Raw genomic sequence first — 19547 nt, forward strand, 5'->3', positions numbered from 1 at the left:
TAATTAATTACTTATTCAATAATGGATAACGATAGCTATCTCATACATCCGGCCTTCATTGACGATGGTTATTTCATGCCGTGACGGCGCAAGGTAATCCAATTGCTGCCGGATGCTACGCAACCCAACCCCACTTTTGGGTGCAGCCAACACTTTTGCCGGATCCACACCATTCCGGCAGGTGATAGCGAGCATTTTTGCGGTACTGCTGAACGCCAGCGTGATGGGCTCATCGACACCAGATTGGTCGGCAAACTTAAATGCATTCTCCAGCAGCGTACTCATCAAAAAGGGCGGGATCTGCCGGGCAATCAGCGGGTGGCTGGGAAGGATGACCAAAGCGGGCTGGTTATTATTGATTGCTCCATTGAGCAGCTGCATCAATCTGACGAGGTGGAGCTCCGCTTGCAGGGTCACGAGATTGGCGTCCGGCCCGCCGTGTTGGTAGTAGTAGTTGAGCACCTCCAGATAAGCATCGAATAGCTCCGTCACATCCAGTCCCCTACCGATCTTCTCCCGGAGGCTTGCCGTCACACTGTGCAGCCAATGGGATTTCAGCTGGCCCGAAGAAGCTGCAAAACGGAGCCGCTGGTTTTCTTGCGCTATCCCCCTGTGCTCCTTTTCGGCCGCCAGCGCACGCTCCGCCACCTCCTTGAGTTGCCGCTCTTTTTCAATGATCTTCTCCTTTTCAGCCAGCAGCACGAGCTGCCGCGCTTTGTTTAGTTTCGCGAATTGATAGATCAGCACGGCCATCAAGGATTTTTCAAGGTAGGACGTCAGGTTACGGACGTACTTGCCGATGTGGAACTCCCGGCCTGTATGAAACAGCGCAATACCAACTCCCGGAAACCAAACGTAAATCAGCAGGTACACAACCACATACCAGGCGATGATGAGCCCAAACAACTGCACCGCCAACAGCCTGACGCGACTGTAGGTGAAAAACCGGTTGCAAATCCCGTTCAACGAGTAAAAAACGACGATGTTGATGCCTATCATCAACGTCAGGCCAGCCAGGTAAACGTCTTTATTTCCCAGCAGATTCATCCCGAATACCACAAGTGAATAGCCGACCAACACATACAAGTGATAACGGAAGTGAAAGGAAACATTGGAAAAGGTAGTTTCCATTAGGTAATGTTTATGTTCACTTAGGTGAACAATTTTAACGAAAAAGCAGGTCAATCCCGCCCGTGTCCCAAAAAAGTTTCATGGAGGTAGTACCAATGATCCCATTGCCAAGGCTCCTCGCGGGCGATGGAGGCCAGATCTGCATACATGGCGGCAGTGACTTCCAGCGGTGTTTCGGATGGCATTGCGTCCTGCTGATGACCGTAAGATCGGCTATGCCACAGCGCTACCCCGCCCGCTTGCTCCCGTATGGCCAGCACGCCGTGAAAGGGTATCCCTGCCCGCCGGGCCAAGTGCGCTAAGCCGATACGCACATGCACATTTACCCCCAAAAAAGGCAGCTGATGCACATGCTGCTGGCCGGCGGCCCCTCTATTCCCATCCAAATAGCCCACCACGGTGCGCCCATTTTTTACTGCCCGGAGGATGTGCAGGCCCGCCATCGGGTGATCTGCCGTGATCAATATACACTGCTTGCTATTGCCACCGATGGATAGGCCTTGTTGCATGAATGCCGTACCCTGCCGTTCTTTCACCGTGCTGGATACCAGCAATGCTGTAGGCACGCCGCTTTGGGCCAGCAGGTAGTTGATCAGCCGGTAAGACCCTGTGTGGAACGTACCGATGATGGCCGGACGGTGCCGGAGGCTATCAAAATCAAGCACGCGCTCTCCACGCCAGTGCCACGGCACCACACCGTGGTGCACCTCATCGAGAAAACACAGCTGCCGGTTTGCGACCGCTTTCCGGAATAGGTGGAGGTGCCGTTGCAAGGGTATATCCGGCAAGGCAAGCCCCAGGTTGGTGGTGAATAATGCAAACTTGCGGTAGGCTGCCACGCTGGTGGTGACGGACAGTAATGAGGCTTCCTGCTCTATCTGCTGTTTTTCGTGTAAGTAGTTGTTGTACATGGTTTATCATTGTTTTGAAAAAGGTTTTTAAAGCAAGCCGGGCAATGCCCGGCTTGACCATCAGAGATAAATGTGCTCGCACTTATCATCTTCATCGAGGATAGGAAAAAGCAATTCGTATGCTTCGTTCAGTGATGCTTCCATGATGGAAAGGTGTTTGAGGTTAGTCCTACTCTGTTTCTCAGGTTTTCGGAATCCCCTGTGGCTGGCGGCGCCGCCAACCGCGTTCGTATCGACATCGGCTAACTTCCGCATTCCTGTTGGTTCCTCCGCTCAAATCCGCGTGAAAACCGATTTCCTTGGCGTGAAAGGGGCAATTTGCTGCGTGACCGGATTCACGCAGGCTATTGCACCTTTCACGCAGGGAAAAACAGCTTTCACGTCATAAATGACGGTTTCGGCCACCTATCGCTTACGTTCGTAGGAGATAAATCCAAACAATTATGGAAAAACTACTGACCATCCATTTCATCCAAGCGCCGGACAGCCCTTTCAAACCGCTGAACCGGCCTGTCCGCGAAAGCGACTACCGGCTCCACCACGCGGGCCGCAGTGTACTCGAACATACCGAAGCTCACCTGTATGCCCAGGCCATCGACGGTTGGCAATTCCGGATTTGTTTATATACGGCAGATGTAGCCCATAGCCAGCCCATCCGCATCCGGGTAGATGAAGGTTGCGTATTGTTTATCTATCAGCTAAAGGGCAGGTTGGATCGCCTGCTTGACGGCGGAGTCTCTCTCCGGCTGGAAGCATCACAATATTGCGCCTGCTACCTCGCACCGGGCAACTACGCGACCAACCTGACTCCCGGCAAGCACGAGACCTTAGTCTTCGGCTTCCCATACGGCTACCTCGTATGGCTTACGCGGCGCTACCCGTCGCTACGCCCGCTGGCCGATGTGTGGAAGACTACTCCCACACAGACTTCATGCCTGCCCAAGGCCACCATGCAACAGGATGAGTGGCTCACGCTGGCGCGGGTGATACACTGCCCCAAGCGCGGTGACGAGCTGGATGGTGCGCTGAAGGTATATTTGGCGCGGTTCCTCGCGCTGTATGACGAGCGGATACAGCGGCTACCGGATACGGGGCAGCATGAAGCATTGCTGGTGAAAATAAGCACATACGTGGCGGCACATTTTGCCGATCCGCAGGCGGTGAAGCTGGCGGCCATTGCCGCACGTTTCGGCATTTCGGCCAGCCGCTTAAACAAGGCGTTTGCTGCACGTTATGAAAGCACCATTGCGGATACCGTAGTACGCTGCCGCATCCAGGTTGCCAAGGGGCTATTGGAAGATACGGCGTTTCCATTGGCTACCATTGCCGAGCAAGTGGGCTTTGCACATGCCGAAAGCCTCAGCCGGGCTTTCAAAAAAGCGGTGGGGGTATCGCCGATGCATTACCGGCTAACCAAACAAGTCTGAATGTGTACCGGTACGAACCAATTCGAGCAATCGGATTTCTTCGTTCTCGTCCCAAATCAGCAATAAATCAGGCTTTACATGGCATTCCCAATAGCCACTATAGTTACCTTTCAGCTTGTGTGGCCGGTGCTTTGGTGCTAATCCTGAATGGCCATGTTCAACCAGTACTGAAATAAGTTCCTGAAGTAATGCAAAATCTTTTTGCGAACGTTTCTTGAGCAGCTTGAGGTCTTTTAGAAACTTGGTGGAGGTTATCAGTTGATAATAGGGCATAATGGACAAACCGGGGTTCAGATACTATTGAACAGTGCCTCCACACTATCGAATTTCTTGCCTTTACCCTGCTTCAATTCCTGCATCGCGGCGATGGTCTCTTTATTGGGTTCCTTGGCCTTCTCTTTCTTGACTTTTACCACAACGCCCAATTCTTTCAGCAACGCTTTTATCAATGCTGTTTTCTCGTCCGGTACCTTAATTTCCAACGTCTGCATAGCGAAATCAATTTATGCAAATATAAGCTTTTACAAATAAACAAGCAACCCAGCCCAACCTTTCACTCCACCTAACCCATCCACCCGCTCACCGGAAAAAAATCCACGCATCGGCCGTTTCGGTCAGCAACATGGGGCTGTATCCTGCTTTCCTTTGTAAGCATGAAGGCAACGCATTACATCACATTTATCACCGTCGTTTTTATCGGGCTGTTTTTCTTCACGGGTATGGAGAAGGTATGGTACCATCGTACCTTTCACATCATGCTGCACAAACAGCCCCTGGCGAATTGGATGAAAGCTGCCCTTGACTGGGGCTTGCCATTGGTAGAGCTCGCAGCAGTGGCCCTGCTTACCATCACCCGTACCCGCTTGTACGGCTTATGGGCATCGGCCGCATTGATGCTGGCATTTGCCGTATATACCGCATATGCGGCCTCCGAACCCTATGGCGAGGTCGTATGCGCCTGCGGCAAGTTGTTCAGCAGCCTTAGATGGAGCCAGCATTTCTGGGTAAATGTGGGATTGGCGGCAATGGCTGCCACCGGTGTATTACTGTATCATCGAATTAGTAAGAAGAAAACCGCAGCAGTTGGCTGACGGCATGTATATACGATCTCCGTGCACGGTCGCCGGGCTGGCCAACCCGGCAAGCACAAGGGCGGGACATATGGGATTCCCAAAGCGGTTCGACCAGTAGATTCATCCAATAGGAAGGCGGCAAAAGCCATGTGCCTTCACCTGCGCCGAAGCGCAAACCAAACAGAACCGGTCTTAGGGAGCCCTGCATCCTGCCCCAGTGATTAACATTAAAAAACGGAACAAATATGATTAAACTAAGAAAGCAGCTACCCTTGGTAGCGATGTTGCTGGCGCTCACAGTGTTCGTCGGCAAGGCCGCGGTGCAGGCATTTAGCACCGCAAGCAACACGATGTGGTTGTATGACATTGAGTCGGACGACCCCACCAATCCGGCAAACTACGATGAAGCTCCCGCGGGAGCAGAAAACAATTGCCAGGGCAGCGGGGAAGTATGCGTGGTTGAAGCGCCGGACAACGGCGGCCAACCCAACCTTGAGGCCGTAACCGATTTGTTGGAGGCATTGGAATCCAGATCACCGCATGCCAACATCACCTACGGGTTCTTTTCCGGAAACTAACGTCGGTTAGACAGCTGATTTGAGAACGGGTGCGGCTTGGCCGCACCCGTATTGGTTAGCGGAGATTTTGAACAATGTTATTCTGACCGATCACGCTGCTTGGAATCAAAAACGTATACCTTGGATCGTTTGCTTCCAACAGATAATCCACGCCTCCAAGGGTACGCTTCAATGTCGTTACCAAAAAACCTGCTGCATTCAACCTGCGCAAATCACTCCACCGGATTCCACCCCTAAAGACCAATTCTTTTTCCCTTTCTTCCAGCACCATGCGCAATGCCTGCTCATCAGTGGCGACCTGCCGGGCGACATACGTACCCGTCTGCCATCGCCTGGCGAGCAACTCATCCAGTATGCGCACGCCATCCTCCCGCCTTCTGGTACGGATGAGGCTTTCCGCCTTGATCAGATATACCTCATCCACGGCCAATCCGGCGAAGACGCTGTGAATATTGCCATAGTAGGAGCCCTTGAATTGAAGGCTTCCATCGGCGCGGGTATCAAAGAAAAGATATCTACGGAGATCATCTTCGTCATATGACGAATAAAGCACGGTGTCTACGCGCGCGCGGGCAGCAGCATGTACACCCGAAAGTCCGGATAGCATGGCGTTGAAAATTACTTCAGGATTCAGCTCAGCGAAACTGTTTGCCTGGTTGGCATCCAACGTGTTATAATCCATCAACTCCGACTGAATAGCGAGGCAGGAATCCGAAGCTTCCAAGGCATCGTCATACCGACCCATCGTAAGATACAAACGGGCCAGCGCCGCATACGCCGCAGCCTTGGAGGGGCGGGTAGCCAATGCCGCCCGCTCAGGCAAAAGCTGCGCGGCCTGCTTCAGATCAGCCTCAATTTGCCGGTACGTATCGCCGACCGTAGAACGCTCTGTGGGTGCATTGATATCCGGTGTAAACCGAAGCGGGAGCCCATAACCGCTGGACTCCTCATCGCGGCGGTACTGTGGTACGAAAAGCTGTGACAGGTGATAATATGTCCACCCCCTAATGAATAATGCAGCGCCCTTTGCTTGCTGGCGGTCGGGCTCACCCAAGCCATCAAGCAACGCGTCGTCGATGCCTTCCAGCACGACATTGGCATAAAAAATTTTCTCGTAGCACACTGCCCAATCTTGTTCACTATCTACGTCGGCCTTCCAGACGTAAGTATCCCGAGCGTGATCCGACCGTGCACCCCAGTCGGTCTCCGTGAGGTAATAATAGTCTGCGGCGATGTCGCCGGATTCGGGATAGTATTCATTCATGCGCGCTTGGTAGTCAATCAACGCCTGAAAATCACGGACAGAAGACGGTATCGCAAGCGACGAACTCGGCTTTTCCGCAAGGTAGTCCTCGCAACCGGACAAGAAAAAACAAAGGCCTGTCAATCCCATCCAAAGCGGTAATTTCTTCATTGCTTTCATGATATAAATGATTAAAAGTCCATGGCCAATCCAAATGCTATACTCCGTGCGGCAGGCGTCGCCAGGTAATCGGGGTCCAATCCCACATCGTTGGCTTTCCAGAGCAGCCCGAGGTTGCGGGCGTAGACCGTTGCACGGATTTGACGGAAGGGCAGCCGCCCGTTAGACATGTCAAAAACATATGTAATGTTTACATCCTGCAGCCTGATGTGATCACCGCGTTCGGCGGTCACCTCCGAATCACGGTAGAAGGCATCCCTATTGGCACTGCCCGGTATGCGCATAGATGGCACGGTAGTCTGACGTTCGTCACCAGCGTGCTGCCAGCGTTTGTAGTAATCGGCATGCAGCGCCGCCACACCACCCGACAGGAAGGATGCATAAGCCACCGTCTCACGCCGGAAAAAGTATCCAAACCGATACGTCACATTTGCCGATACGGATAGGTTTTTCCAAGTGAACGTATTGCGGAAAGCGCCGAAATAGGTGGCCAGTGTCGATCCATGCAGCACGACATCTTCTTCCGTGGCATTCCGCGTGATGTTGTTGTAGTCGTTTGATACTTCACCGTTGAGGTAGCCCATAGGATCGCCGTTTTCGGGGTCAAGCCCGGCAAACCGGTAGCTGATGAGCGCATAGGGTGTGCGTCCTACAAAGGGTGCGATATTGTTGCCCGTTCCTACCGAACTGCTATACGACCACGGATCGTTGTGGTATTCGGTCAGCATATTGGTATTATGTGAAAACAGCAAATCGCCTATCCAACCGAATACCCCTACATCGGCGCGGCCCTGTAGTGATATGTCCAATCCGCGATTGCGGATACTTGCACTATTCCGGGCAAAGGACGTAAAGCCGGAAGTCGGATCGGCCACTATCGTGCTGATAAGGTCCGTCGCGTCCTTGACGTAGTACTCAATGCTACCGCTCAGGTATCGGCCCTTGGTGGCAAAATCGAGCCCGATGTTCCATGTGGCCACGTCTTCCCACCGCAGTTCGGGGTTCGGCGGGTTGGCCACGATGGCATACGGGAAGCGGCCGAGGCGGCTGTATCCCCGGTATTCGATGGTGGTCACTGCCGCCCTGCCATTATCCACATTGCCGGCATGGCCGTAGGTGGAACGCAGTTTCAGGTGGGGCATGGCCGACCATGCGTAAAACGGTTCCTTGGCAATGTCCCACGCCAGCCCCGCCGACCAGAAGGGCGACCACCTGTCGTTGGTGGCTACGCCGAACAGGTTGGACGCATCCCGCCGGGCACTTGCCGAGGCGGTGTACCTTCCGTTGTAAGTGTAGGACGCATTGGCATACAGCGATACGAACCGCGATACCGTGCGGCTGCCGGAGCCCACGTAGGGGATGAACGCCCGGCTGGAGGGGCTGGTATAGCGCGGGTACTGGTTGGCATAGTCCACGCCCTGGCTGATGCGCAGATCGGCGTCGTAGCCGTACAGCCTGTCGCTGCCGGATTCCGTGCCCGCGTGCCTTACCTCCCCGCCAGCGATGGCCGCCACGCTGTGCGCGGCCCAGTCACGGCGGTAGTTGGCCTGCCCGCGCAGGCCATAGGCCTGCAGGCGGGAACGGCCGGCATCCAGTATGCCCCCGAGCGGGACTGGCCGGATTACGTTGTCGCCCGCCAGCTGCGTGAAGGAGTTGATAAGGTCGCGCACGTAGTACGACCGCTCATCCTGCAATTGCCGGGAGTCGCTCCATTGGTTTTCATACTGGCCGCGCACCTCCGTGCTCAGGTGTGCCGTCCACTGGTAGCGTGCCGAAAGGTTGAACAGCAGGTTCTGCAGCTTGGTGGTATTATCCGCCAGGGACAGCTCTTCATAGGGCCGGTACCGCCAGTCCAGCAGCCTGCCCGCCCCCGCCGTATCGGCATAGCCCAAGCGGCGGTCGCGCACCACCACGGCGGGCCGGCCCTGTTCGTCCACGAGGGAGGCATAAGGATATATGCCGCCGGTGGCTCCCATGCGGATGGCACCGGGATGGTTGGCCTGCCGCTCGTTTGCCGAGTAGGCGATGCCGATGTCCAGCGACAGCGCATCCACCGGCCGCAGCGAGGTCTGGCTGCGCACGGTCGTGCGCGTATAGCCGTTGCCGCGCTCGGACTGCAGGTTGCGGTCGTACCCTGCCGAGAGCAGGGTATTCAGCCGGTCGCTCCCGCCGCTCAGGGAGAGCGCATACTGCTGCATCACCGCATCGCGGTAGAGGTAGCGGCTCTCGTCGTCGCGGAGGTCATGCCCGCGCAGGGCGTCAATCCGTGCGGCGGCTTCCGCTTCGGACATCAGGCCGCGGCGCTGTTGGTCGAGGATATCCACCACGGGGGTGACGGCGGGCCACGTGCGCGTATTCATCAGCGCGGCATCGTACACCCCGCGGCCGAAGAGCATGGTTTCGTTGTCTATGTAATCCGTGGGGGCTATCTGCGGGCGGTAGAACAGGTCGGGCTTCTCCTGCACGGCCACGTTCGAGGTGGCCGACAGCCGGAAGGGCCGGCCGAACTGGCCGCGCTTGGTGGTGATGACCAGCACGCCGTTGCCGGCGCGAGCGCCCCAGATGGAGGCCGAGGCGGCATCCTTCAGCAGGGTCACGCTGGCCACGTCGTTGGGATTGATGGCATCCAGGTCGCCCTCATAAGGGAAGTTGTCGAGGATGATGAGCGGTCGGCTGTCGGTAAGGCCGATGGAGCTGAGCCCCCGTACCAATAGCCTGTCCGTGGCCCCGCGCTTGTCAAACAGCATGCCGGGAACCAGTCCGTCCAGCCGCGAAATGACATCCGTGGAAATCTGCCGGTTGAACAGCTTTTCGTCCACCCGTTCGAACGAGCCTGTCATCCGTTCGGCGGGCAATGTCTGGTAGCCCGTGGAGATTTGTACTTCTTCCAGCATCACGGTGTCCCTCCGCAGGGTGTCCGTTTCGGACTGTGCATGGGCTAAACTGCCGCAGGCTGCAAGGCCTATCGTATTCAGGACGTATAAGAATAGGTTCTTATTCATTGCCCGCCTCCTTCCGTACATAACCGTATTTGGTAAGCGCAATGGGAATGCCGGATACGTCATCTACCTTGCGGTCACTTAAGACAAAGATCTCCAGTTCGCGGCTTTCTTCAATCAGTTCAAATCCCTGCCGGGCGAGGCATGCCCGTATCGCCTGGATGTCAGAGCGGTCAAGCGCTTTGTCCCAGAGGATTTCGCCCATATAGCCGGTTTCGTCGATGACATATGGAATAGCCGCTTGGTACTGGCGATTCAACTGCTGGGTCAACGCTTTTAGCGGGAGCCGTTTCGAGGTTCCACCGGGCAGGTCTGCGGCGGGCTTGGGATCGGAGCCCGAAAGGCGAATCACTAAGCACGGGATTTCCCTTTTCAAAAGCGCACCGTATAGGCCAGACGCCATATTCAGATCTGTCACCATCCGCTCCAAGCGCGCATGCCGCGCCATGCTGGCCGGATATACGGATTCGTAACAATAGCTATGCTGGAAAGCATTATAATGCGGGTTTCGCAAATTGTGGGATTCGTATTGCACCGCTGAATCCACCAGCAGCAATCTTCTATTGGGCAGATTCGGACTGCCGCTTCTCAATGCCGCATTGTACAGCGTGAGCAGCGGCTGGTTTACATAATACGTCCTATGGACATTGTTGACGGAATCTATCACTACACCTGTCCGGTACGTATAGCCATCCCAGTATCCGGATACCATGGCATAATAGAGCGGCTTATGCAGTTGGTTCCCGGCGTAGGAGGGCGCGTATTGCAGGAACGGATCCGGAGAGATTTGTCTTAGCTCCGGCACATAACCGTCCTCGCCGTCTGCCAACTGGCTGATTAGGTTTTCGTCCAGATGCTGCGGAATGGTGAGCCCTTTGAATACACCGTCTTTCCGGATAATGGCGAAATAGGGAATCGATTTATCCGGATTGGGGAAAAGCGCTTTCAGCACACTATCCGCAATGACAGATTGGAACGACTCCCGTAGAGCAACCATGCCGGTATCCGCTGTCCTGCCGAGGAAGGCAGCGACGGTATTGGCATTTTCATAGGTGACGGGCAATACCACCATGTCTTGGTGGAACCCGGCTTGCAACCTGTGCATCCGCGGCATATTTGCAATGCAGCTTTTGCACCACGTAGCCCAAAAATCAAGGATGATGACCTTGCCTCGGTAATTATTGAGGGTAATTGTTTCCGTGCTATTGTCTGCCGCGCTCCAAAGGGTAAGCGGAATGTCCCACCATTCTGCGGGAACGATATCCCCGATTTGCAGGGGAGTAATGCTATCTCTATATGCTTCATGCTTGGCGTATACACTGGTACTTATCGCCAGCAGCAAAAAAGCCATTACCCCAATTGCGAGGCCCGGCCCGGGGAGGGCCGATGCCTGCGCATGGGTCTGCACACATAGTTTCTCTTTATGGGTAGCCGGTGACGGCCTGCCGCCCCGTAGTTTGCGGCGGGGTTGCCTCCGGCCGGATAGTTTTCTTTTCTGCTTTCGGAATATCTCCGATTGTCGGTTGCGCCAGTAGGCGGACAACCGGTGTATAAGGGCATAGTATCCCCATAAGCGTAAAATTCGCTTCACTGTTCATTGGTTTTTAGTCGTTTATAAAATTATTAACTCCATGTACCGACCACCAATGCGAAGGAATTTTTGCCAATTATTTGCAAGTATGGATTAAAGCATCTACTTTTAGGGTTCATTGCAAGAAACCGAAATTATAGACACCTTCTCCAACCTGGGCTTAAAACGGGTTTTTCCATTCAGCATTGGGGTCGGTGGCAACTGTGGAAGTAGGCTTTTTTGATGGCCTTGCTTTCGGGGTTGGGGCTTTTTAATTACGCCTTTACCCTACTCACTTCCGTGACTGCCGTATTTTCGGTTTCTGGTCACTCGGGTGACCGGATGATGTTCTTTAATAATGATTGCAGGGGTTGGGATTGTACCCATTTGATATCGCAAATTGCGACATCTACCACAAGTGGTTTGCGGTGGGGGTACGTTGGTGGTTTGGTAGTCTTCGTTTCCATAATTTTTAGTTATGTAAAACGAGCTCCCCAAAATAACGTAGGGGGTAAAACCTTACGTCGACCCACTCTTCTCACAAGAGTCGAAACTCTAGTGCAGACCTAAAGCAAATGCCTTAGGTGGTACCTGGAAGCGGACTTCAGCAAGGCTCACCCCCTACGCCATTATATAGCAAAGATATAATATTCGTAGGAAATGAGCTAACCTTACCGCCTCCTTCCCAGGTACCAAGTGAGAAATTGGAGACTCGTTAATCATTAGGCCAAGCCTAAATCAAGCTCAAACTGTATGACTTGCTAATTCAAATCATATGCAAATATATGCAAGTTGATTTTAAAAATCAACAAATAATTAAGAATAAATTTATGCCTGACTATAAAATTAACCGGATATCAGAAGTTTTAGAGGAAAAAGAAATGAAGAATAATGATCTGGTCGTTCATCTGAAAGTAAAGAAAGAGACGGTTTCAAGATGGGTAAACAACAAACAACAACCTACCTTGAACACACTTAACGATATCGCTAAATTCCTTAAAGTTGACATAAGAGAATTACTTCATCAAAGTGAGTGGGTGAAGGTTAAATAGGTTCAATTCTCAAAAGGAAAGAATGTGGAGGTGGTGAAGGTAGAACCCATCGAAAAATTGGGAGTGGAATAATGCAGATGGGCGAGCTTGCTATGATTCAGAGATGAATTAAAATGATATCAAAAAAGATAGGCGCGATAAAGCAAAATATCAAGGATACAATCGACTAATTCTAAACAGGAAATGTCATCAAAAGTTATACATAATGGCTCTTAATCCAAAAAATGTAAATTTTCTCTTTCAGCAAATTGCAAAATCTGAACTCAGAACATATAACAGTGTCGTATCACAGCTTTTTGGTTATTTAGACTTAGAGGTAAAGGATAATCCTGTTTTTGACAAATATGAGTCAGAATGGTCTAAATGGTCTGAATGGATTGAAGGGGATAATTATGAGTGGAGTTTGCCAAAAAACATAGACGACACTAAATCTTTAACTTACAATATATACAGAGGGATCGCCAAAAATGATCAGGATTGGCTGATTAATATATCAAGCGAATTATTTCCAGAAAGGAATTTTAACGATTCGATTTACAAATTCAATAATTCGTTCATAGACTATCTTGGCAAAGCGTTAGAAGATATCATCGAAGCAAATCCGGAAATTGAAGCAAACACAGCAAAAAAAACCAACAACGATACGGCCTTTATTATACATGGACACGATGATACATTAAAAATGGAGGTGCAGTTATTGTTAAATCGTGCTGCTGTAAACAGCATCGTTTTGCATGAACAGCCCGACAAGGGCAGAACTATTATTGACAAGCTTTTGGATGAAACAAATAAAGCTGGATATGCAATCGCTCTTCTTACTCCCGATGACATATTAGAGAATGAAGCGAAACAGGCACGACAAAATGTTATCTTAGAGATAGGTTATTTCATTGGATTGTTAGGAAAGGAGAGGATTAGGCTTATTGTAAAAGACGGAGTTGAGGTGCCGTCTGATTTGCAAGGAATTCTATATGAAAAATACGAGGCGAGCGGCAGTTGGAAGATAAAACTACTGAAAGAAATGCAAGCTGTTGGAATATATGTTGACATGAAAGCCGTGGTTGATCAGTTTTAGGTATTTCAACGAAGATTTATTAGGAGTGACCTCCTTAAAACCATTAGAATACCAATTCAAGGCTAATTTATAAGGACAAAGGGGAATAGGAGTAAGAAGGGAAGGGAAGTTGTATAGGTTGAGATAAAAACTGTAACGAATACTCGGACTGAAACGGAATAACGAGGATTAAGCAGCAACGACTATTGAGAAATTTTTATTAACTATTAATAAGTAAAGAATGCCGACTCATTTGATTCCAAAACGGAAAACCAGAGGCACGCTCTCACATATAAAATATTGCTAATCATCTATAATCCTTAAAAGAAGGAATTTTGCTATGGCTAATCAAGGTAAGGATGGATCTAAGGAGGATATAAACGTAATAAATTTAACAAATGAGCATAAAAGAGACCTTTGAAAAAATAGAGAGAGTTATAGACAAATTATACTATAGTTCTTCATATGTTTCCACTCAATCTTCGGATTTAAAATATACGGCAAAAAATTTAGTTTCATTAAAAGATGCTATTAATGAATTGGCGGATATAGAATTTATCCAAACTGAAATAACGGAATTGAAATCATCTGCCTTGTTTAAAAATTATAAAGATGAAGATGCTTTTAACTCTACTGATAATAGCAAAATTTTAGGCGGAGTACAGGAATTGAGAATCGGTCTCGAATTTCTTCTCAATTATTATTACTCATTGAATCAAGGGGGTGACAGTGTAATTCAGATTAAATTGCCAGAAACTAAAACATTTGATGAACTATCCAAAATTTCGAATGAACTAAAAAAATCTTTAGAGCTTCCGCTTCTTGACAGTAACACAGATGGTCGTATTGAAATTCTTACAGCTGAATCAGGTTCAATTTGGCTTATGGTATCAGTTGGCACCGTTGCAGCAGTCAATTTGGTAGGAGCTATTTGTTGGGCTTCCGCCGTTATCCGCAAAAAAATGGCTGAAGCCAGAATATTTGAGGCTCATGCGAAAACATTAGATTTGAAAAATGAAGCTTTACAGAACTTAATAGACGCTCAAGAACAACAGTTAAAAAATATTGTTATTGCTGAAGCAGAGGCAATCGCAACAAACCACTATGACAACCAAGCGCCTGAAACAATCGCACGGTTGAAATTATCATTAGAAACCATAGCTGATCTGATTGAACGAGGCGCCAAAATATTGCCAAGCTCGAAGGAAGAAGATATTAAAAAGGTATTTCCTGACTATAGCAATCTTGCCCTTATAGAATCAACTATAAAACAGATTGCCAACCAATAATAAGGATTACTATTAGTTTAAGATATTAAGCCCAATTAAAAATTATGACAAAATAATGCAAAACTTCACACAACAAGAAAGACAAGCTCTTTTAAATGCTTTACAAGCTGGACGACAAAATGCTATTAACGCTGTTAATTTAGCCGCAACTTTAGGCTATCCTACCTTACACAATCAACCTAAATTGCGAAAATTAATCAAGGAGTGTATTGAGCTCGAGGGTGATTTAATCGCTTCAAAGACATCTCATCCAAGAGGCTTCTTCCTTATCAACGATGAACAAGAATTGGAAAATTATTTAGACAGTTTAGAAAGCAGGACAAGGAGAGATAATGACAGAAGAAATGCCCTTATTGCCAATTGGAACAACAATAATCCGGCTTCTCCTATCAATAGGCAGCCACTTACCATTATTTAGAAATTAGATAACATGCCAGCACAAGACTATATATCTCATCAAGAAGGAGTGAACCTCAAATTTAAGCGAGAGACCTTATTAAATTATGCCAGTAGCCGATGGGGATTAACTAAGTCAGCCAGTGTTGGTGCGACATCGAAATTAATTAGAGAATGTGCACCGAAAGCTTTCTAAGAATGGGAAGCATTTTATTTCGGTACGGCCGTGCAAAATAAAAGAAACGGCATACCCATTACTCGCGAATACATCACTTCTTTAGGGCAAAAACTATATGTAAAACTAACGGAGGTAGTGCGACAAGAATTAGCAGCTATTACAGAAGAAGAATGCATTGACTACATATATAACCTCGTGATAAACCGAACATATGAGGGTTATGTAGGTGAGATAGATACTATTTATGGGCAACTACAAGCATTGATAGGCCATGAAATTATGGCCGCTCCTGACGATTGGGATAGGCGCTATGGAGTAGACTTTTACATTGCAATCAATGACAAACATATTGGGCTACAAATAAAACCAATTTCTTCGGGTATGACCTTAAACGATTATCAATGGGTAGAAATGCATCGACGGGCTCATGAACGTTTTACTCAAGATTTTGGTGGACACGTGTTTTTTGTGTTTTCAGTAAAAAATGGGGACAATAAAGCCATCCATAATATAGACGTAGTAGAACAAATTCAAACGGAAATAGCACGTTTGCAAACATTATAATGCAAATAGAACTATAGGTAGTTATAGGCTCTCATTGCACTTGCATCATTTTTTCCCTAAGTTTGTACCATGTCCATCTCATCCACCCAACATCAGATCATCATCGGCGAAGCTGCCCAGAAAATGGCTGAATTAAAAGATCATTCGGTAGATTTGGTAGTGACTTCGCCACCCTATCCGATGATAGAGATGTGGGATGATATTATGGCCAATATCAACCCAGCCATTGGCGATGACCTGAGGCAAGGCGATGGGGCTGCGGCTTTTGAGCGGATGCATCAATCGCTGGATGCGATATGGGAACAAACTTATAGGGTATTAAAGCCTGGAGGGTTTGCGTGCATCAATATTGGCGATGCCACCCGTACCATCAACGAACAGTTTGCCCTATATGCCAACCATTCGCGTATCATCTCGGCTTTTATACAACTTGGCTTTGCCAATATGCCCAATATCCTTTGGCGTAAACAAACCAACGCCCCAAATAAATTCATGGGATCGGGCATGCTACCCGCAGGGGCTTATGTAACACTGGAGCACGAATGGATATTGGTGTTTCGCAAGGCGGGTAAACGCACGTTTAAGTCGGAAGCGGAAAAACAATTGCGCAGGGAGAGCGCATTTTTCTGGGAGGAACGCAACACATGGTTTTCAGACCTATGGGATCTAAAAGGAGTAAAGCAGAAAATAACCAATTCAGGAAGCCGTGATCGCAGCGCGGCTTATCCGTTTGAGCTCCCTTATCGGCTCATCAACATGTATTCGGTGAAAGGGGATACTGTACTCGACCCCTTTTTAGGTACAGGAACCACTGCTTTGGCCGCCATGGCTACCGAAAGAAATAGCGTGGGCATTGACATTGACAGCGCGTTTTTGCCCATTATTGCCGCATCTATCAACGAGGCGGCCCCTTTGCAGCTAAACCAATATATCCGCCACCGGATAGAAGCGCATAAAACGTTTCTGCAATTGCGGGCTTTGGACGATAAAAAATCGCCTATCAAACATTTCAATGAGGCATTGAATCTGCCGGTAATGACTTCACAAGAAATAGAAATAAGGCTCCATTATGTGGACGGTGTGAAGCAACAATCATCCACCTGCTATGAAGTGACTTATCGAGGCGGGGAAAAAGCTGCGCATTTCGAGGCTCCAAAAAGGCGGGGATTACAAGAGGTGTTGCCTTTCTAAAGACTGGGCAGGTCAAATTCTATGGTTATCCTATCCTTTTTCTTTTCATAAAAAATAATAGGCGTATCGATCACTTCATTAAGGCCCATTTTCGTCTTATATGTACTTGGCTTGATGCTCACAGCCTGGTCGCCTATAAAACCATCGATACCCTTGCTTTCTTCCTCCGGTGTAGCTAAGCGATAAGGCAAAATATATTCACGAGCAACACGTTTTAGTATAGCTTCTTGGAATTTTAACCCTGCATAGGTCTTAACGATCACCAATTCTTCCACCCATTGCCTTACGGTGTCCCTATCAATATCCTGTATACTTTTCTGAAATGCTTGTACCATCGCCCATACCCTATCGGCAGCGGATTCAATGGCAGCTGGGTTTTGTGACATATACCATTCTTCCCATTCGGCTAAGGTGGAGCCTCCAAACTGCTGAATGAGGTCGCTCATTTGCCCCACGATTTTCGGTCTTGTACCCTGCGCATTCTGATTTGCTAAATTCAGGATTTGGGTGACATATTTAAGGTATTGATATTTCTTGCCCGAAAGCAATTCTTGCACCTCGGTATTGGGAATATTAACTTTCTTCATTCAGACACCGTTGAATAATTCGCTTAAACTAATGGACAAGGCTTTGGCTATTTTTTCAAGATTCACAACGGATATATTGCGTTTGCCGCTTTCTACACTGGCAATGTAACTCCTATCCAAATCGGCAGCATAAGCCAGATCTTTTTGAGACTTGCCTTTTTGCTCCCTTACTTCCTTGATGCGTAACCCGATTTTGCCTTTGATATCCACTGTGTAAAGATGGCAGATTGTAGACTATAAGCCAAAGACTATAAGTAACATTCGTTTTTTGAGGCTTACATCAAAAGAAATCCGTTATCTATAAAGATTATCGAACTTGTTCCAACGGGTTAGCGACTGTCAGCGATTTATGAATTTTACGGTAAACCGTAATATAATATTAATTAAAACTTCAACTTTTGAGTTTAGGATTATGCTTTACAACATTTCATGAAGCTATTTCCTTTTTTAACTTTGGATTTCAACAAATTAGTTTTTACTTTTAACATAGCCAATGTGACCTGCACCTGAAGTAAACGAGATTTTTTGACTACAAACTGATACTATGGATGAATCTACAATTAGAAACAGATTAAGGCAAGCCATTGAAACATCACTTGAACAAGCAGATTAAATCCTATTATCTGCTAAAAGCGAGTATGGGAGCGATGTTTCGAAAAAAGGAACTTTGGCCGTTAGACCTTTTGCCGGTGCACTTGCCAGTTCATTAAAGTGGGCAAAAGAGCTAAAGAAAAGTAATCCTACATTGTCTAAAGAAATTGATGAATTTACTAACTCACTGCCCGAAGCTAAGGATTTACGTGACATGCTCGAACACGAAGAAGATTATCTAAAAGGAAAAGGCAGAAAGCAAGCTCAGTTTAGTAAAAACATGGTTGTCAACAATGGTAAATTAACTGTTACAGGCGTTATGCCTCAAGTCATCATGATTGTCAACGAAGGTGTATTAATTGGTGGAAAAGTTAATGTTCTAAATGCCATCCAACAACTCAAATCACTATTTTATAAACTAAATCTTAATAAGTAATAATGAAATCAATTAAAGATTTGATCTACTTCGATTATGATAAGGCAAAGTCTTTAAATAGTCAATTAAAGGGAGGCTTAATTAGTAAACTCACGAAAGCTATCGAGGAAGAAGGTGGCATATCTTCCGAGATTGGTTTTGATATTAAAATACTGAAAGGTAGGATTGGAGGAGACGAGAAAAGCAAGTCACTGCGCACTGAAACCATTGAAATATACCATGAATTATTGAACGAAGTTGAGATGGTCTTATATGATGCGAAAATATTGACGGATTTGAATGAAGCTTTTGGAAAAGGTGATAGAACATTTAATGAATTCCTAAACGATATCCCCAACTTTACTTATGTAAAGGCAAATGGTTGGAGTTTTTTTGAGGACTTCGAAAGATTCAAAAGAATAATGAACAACTTCAATGAGATTCAACGCTTGATCTATGCGTCTGTTCTAGAATCAAATACCGAATACAAACAATTAAAAGAGCAAATTAATGAGTTAAAAAAAGGTCTAAAGTCAAACAATAATTCTAATAATCATAAAGAATTAGCTAAGTTAAAGGCAATTGAAAGAAATTTAGACAAGATAGTAGAACAGGAATCTGAAGCAGTATTTCTGGACGAATCTTTCGTTGAAAGGTTAGAAACGTTTTTGAACACATTTTCCCCTAATAGACTCAATTTTAGATTAGCGCCATTTGACCATTTTAGCGATTTTCAGATTCTTTCCAATCTTAAAAGTGAATATTTATTAAGTGGGACATTTGACAATATCATTTATACTTACGGAAGTAGGCCAAATATAAAATTATCTGTTTTTGGGATAATCACATCTTGCCCTCTTAAAATAGACAACAGAGTTAATCTTAATGATGAATATCTGGGTTATGCGGATGAAGAACTTAAAGATGAAGTTCATTTTGAAAGGGCGTTCCGCAATGTATTTTCATCATTCGAAAGCTTTGAAAAATTTTTCTTTGTTCCTTCATATCCCAAGATATCACTAAGTCCTATTGCGATTTATCGAGAAGTAAAATTAGAATAACCTAAGCAAAAACCAGATCAAAAGACAAAAAATACCTCTTAATACAATTTAATCAGA

21 protein-coding genes and 1 pseudogene are annotated in these 19547 nt (G+C 47.5%); 11 read left to right on the top strand and 11 right to left on the bottom strand.

From position 1 onward, the window contains the following. Positions 1-15: 15 nt before the first annotated feature. The 3 genes from BMW65_RS22770 to BMW65_RS22780 are packed head-to-tail and all read right to left on the bottom strand — an operon-like array spanning position 16 to position 2297. The gene (locus BMW65_RS22770; protein ID WP_090609200.1) at positions 16-1131 is read right to left on the bottom strand and encodes a LytS family sensor histidine kinase; all 1116 of its coding nucleotides are present in this window, start codon (positions 1129-1131) and stop codon (positions 16-18) included. Between the two features lie 50 nt (positions 1132-1181). Then, on the bottom strand, positions 1182-2042 hold the full coding sequence (locus BMW65_RS22775; protein ID WP_090609202.1) for a lysophospholipid acyltransferase family protein: 861 nt from the start codon (positions 2040-2042) through the stop codon (positions 1182-1184). A 60-nt stretch (positions 2043-2102) separates the two neighbouring features. Next, positions 2103-2297 (bottom strand): hypothetical protein, encoded by a 195-nt coding sequence (locus tag BMW65_RS22780; protein WP_090609203.1) that lies wholly within the window; start codon positions 2295-2297, stop codon positions 2103-2105. Between the two features lie 188 nt (positions 2298-2485). Here BMW65_RS22780 and BMW65_RS22785 point away from each other — a divergent pair, with 188 nt between their 5' ends. Beyond that, a complete protein-coding gene (locus tag BMW65_RS22785; RefSeq protein ID WP_090609205.1) occupies positions 2486-3469 on the top strand; it encodes a helix-turn-helix domain-containing protein in 984 nt (327 codons plus the stop codon). On the opposite strand, the gene BMW65_RS22790 is transcribed toward BMW65_RS22785, so the two are convergent. Then, positions 3452-3742 (bottom strand): type II toxin-antitoxin system YafQ family toxin, encoded by a 291-nt coding sequence (locus BMW65_RS22790; protein WP_090609207.1) that lies wholly within the window; start codon positions 3740-3742, stop codon positions 3452-3454. The two genes, BMW65_RS22785 and BMW65_RS22790, sit on opposite strands and share 18 nt — an antisense overlap. A gap of 17 nt (positions 3743-3759) precedes the next feature. Further along, positions 3760-3960, bottom strand: coding sequence for a hypothetical protein (locus BMW65_RS22795; protein WP_090609208.1), 201 nt, complete (start codon positions 3958-3960; stop codon positions 3760-3762). A 162-nt stretch (positions 3961-4122) separates the two neighbouring features. On the opposite strand from BMW65_RS22795, the gene BMW65_RS22800 reads away from it, so the two are divergent. Both BMW65_RS22800 and BMW65_RS22805 read left to right on the top strand, forming a co-directional pair. Then, entirely contained in the window at positions 4123-4560 is a 438-nt protein-coding gene (locus BMW65_RS22800) for a MauE/DoxX family redox-associated membrane protein (RefSeq protein ID WP_090609210.1), read from the top strand. A gap of 227 nt (positions 4561-4787) precedes the next feature. Continuing rightward, positions 4788-5120 carry a hypothetical protein gene (locus BMW65_RS22805; RefSeq protein ID WP_143053989.1) on the top strand — a complete coding sequence of 111 codons (333 nt, stop codon included), beginning with the start codon at positions 4788-4790 and terminating at the stop codon, positions 5118-5120. 55 nt (positions 5121-5175) lie between these two features. Here BMW65_RS22805 and BMW65_RS22810 read toward each other — a convergent pair whose 3' ends face one another. The 4 genes from BMW65_RS22810 to BMW65_RS24345 form a co-directional block, all read right to left on the bottom strand. Then, positions 5176-6543 carry a RagB/SusD family nutrient uptake outer membrane protein gene (locus BMW65_RS22810; RefSeq protein ID WP_090609213.1) on the bottom strand — a complete coding sequence of 456 codons (1368 nt, stop codon included), beginning with the start codon at positions 6541-6543 and terminating at the stop codon, positions 5176-5178. A gap of 11 nt (positions 6544-6554) precedes the next feature. Continuing rightward, positions 6555-9545: a SusC/RagA family TonB-linked outer membrane protein gene (locus tag BMW65_RS22815; RefSeq protein ID WP_177181274.1), complete on the bottom strand. Its 2991-nt coding sequence runs from the start codon at positions 9543-9545 to the stop codon at positions 6555-6557. Continuing rightward, positions 9538-11133: a TlpA family protein disulfide reductase gene (locus BMW65_RS22820; protein ID WP_143053990.1), complete on the bottom strand. Its 1596-nt coding sequence runs from the start codon at positions 11131-11133 to the stop codon at positions 9538-9540. The genes BMW65_RS22815 and BMW65_RS22820 overlap by 8 nt, the downstream gene beginning before the upstream one ends. 305 nt (positions 11134-11438) lie before the next feature. Next, on the bottom strand, positions 11439-11579 hold the full coding sequence (locus BMW65_RS24345; protein ID WP_177181275.1) for a hypothetical protein: 141 nt from the start codon (positions 11577-11579) through the stop codon (positions 11439-11441). 318 nt (positions 11580-11897) lie between these two features. Here BMW65_RS24345 and BMW65_RS22825 point away from each other — a divergent pair, with 318 nt between their 5' ends. From BMW65_RS22825 to BMW65_RS22850, 6 genes and pseudogenes are all read left to right on the top strand, one after another. Continuing rightward, positions 11898-12164, top strand: coding sequence for a helix-turn-helix transcriptional regulator (locus BMW65_RS22825; RefSeq protein ID WP_245747724.1), 267 nt, complete (start codon positions 11898-11900; stop codon positions 12162-12164). 205 nt (positions 12165-12369) lie between these two features. Further along, positions 12370-13239, top strand: a complete 870-nt coding sequence (locus tag BMW65_RS22830; RefSeq protein ID WP_090609218.1) for a TIR domain-containing protein — start codon at positions 12370-12372, stop codon at positions 13237-13239. 377 nt (positions 13240-13616) lie between these two features. Next, positions 13617-14507, top strand: coding sequence for a hypothetical protein (locus BMW65_RS22835; RefSeq protein WP_090609219.1), 891 nt, complete (start codon positions 13617-13619; stop codon positions 14505-14507). 55 nt (positions 14508-14562) lie between these two features. Next, complete coding sequence (locus tag BMW65_RS22840; RefSeq protein ID WP_090609221.1) at positions 14563-14925, top strand: hypothetical protein; 363 nt, start codon at positions 14563-14565, stop codon at positions 14923-14925. Positions 14926-14937: 12 nt separating this feature from the next. Next, positions 14938-15645: pseudogene (locus BMW65_RS22845) on the top strand (MjaI family restriction endonuclease). Between the two features lie 69 nt (positions 15646-15714). After that, positions 15715-16836, top strand: coding sequence for a DNA-methyltransferase (locus BMW65_RS22850; protein WP_218145499.1), 1122 nt, complete (start codon positions 15715-15717; stop codon positions 16834-16836). Here BMW65_RS22850 and BMW65_RS22855 read toward each other — a convergent pair. Both BMW65_RS22855 and BMW65_RS22860 read right to left on the bottom strand, forming a co-directional pair. Next, positions 16833-17423 (bottom strand): MjaI family restriction endonuclease, encoded by a 591-nt coding sequence (locus BMW65_RS22855; RefSeq protein ID WP_090609225.1) that lies wholly within the window; start codon positions 17421-17423, stop codon positions 16833-16835. The genes BMW65_RS22850 and BMW65_RS22855 overlap by 4 nt on opposite strands. Further along, entirely contained in the window at positions 17424-17633 is a 210-nt protein-coding gene (locus BMW65_RS22860; RefSeq protein ID WP_090609226.1) for a helix-turn-helix domain-containing protein, read from the bottom strand. 457 nt (positions 17634-18090) lie between these two features. Between BMW65_RS22860 and BMW65_RS22865 the strand changes: the two genes are divergently transcribed. Next, positions 18091-18450, top strand: a complete 360-nt coding sequence (locus BMW65_RS22865; protein ID WP_090609228.1) for a hypothetical protein — start codon at positions 18091-18093, stop codon at positions 18448-18450. A gap of 2 nt (positions 18451-18452) precedes the next feature. Continuing rightward, positions 18453-19490 carry a DUF6414 family protein gene (locus BMW65_RS22870; protein WP_090609230.1) on the top strand — a complete coding sequence of 346 codons (1038 nt, stop codon included), beginning with the start codon at positions 18453-18455 and terminating at the stop codon, positions 19488-19490. The last annotated feature ends 57 nt before the right edge of the window (positions 19491-19547 follow it).

The organism is Parapedobacter koreensis (assembly GCF_900109365.1).
Taxonomy (GTDB): Bacteria; Bacteroidota; Bacteroidia; order Sphingobacteriales; family Sphingobacteriaceae; genus Parapedobacter; species Parapedobacter koreensis.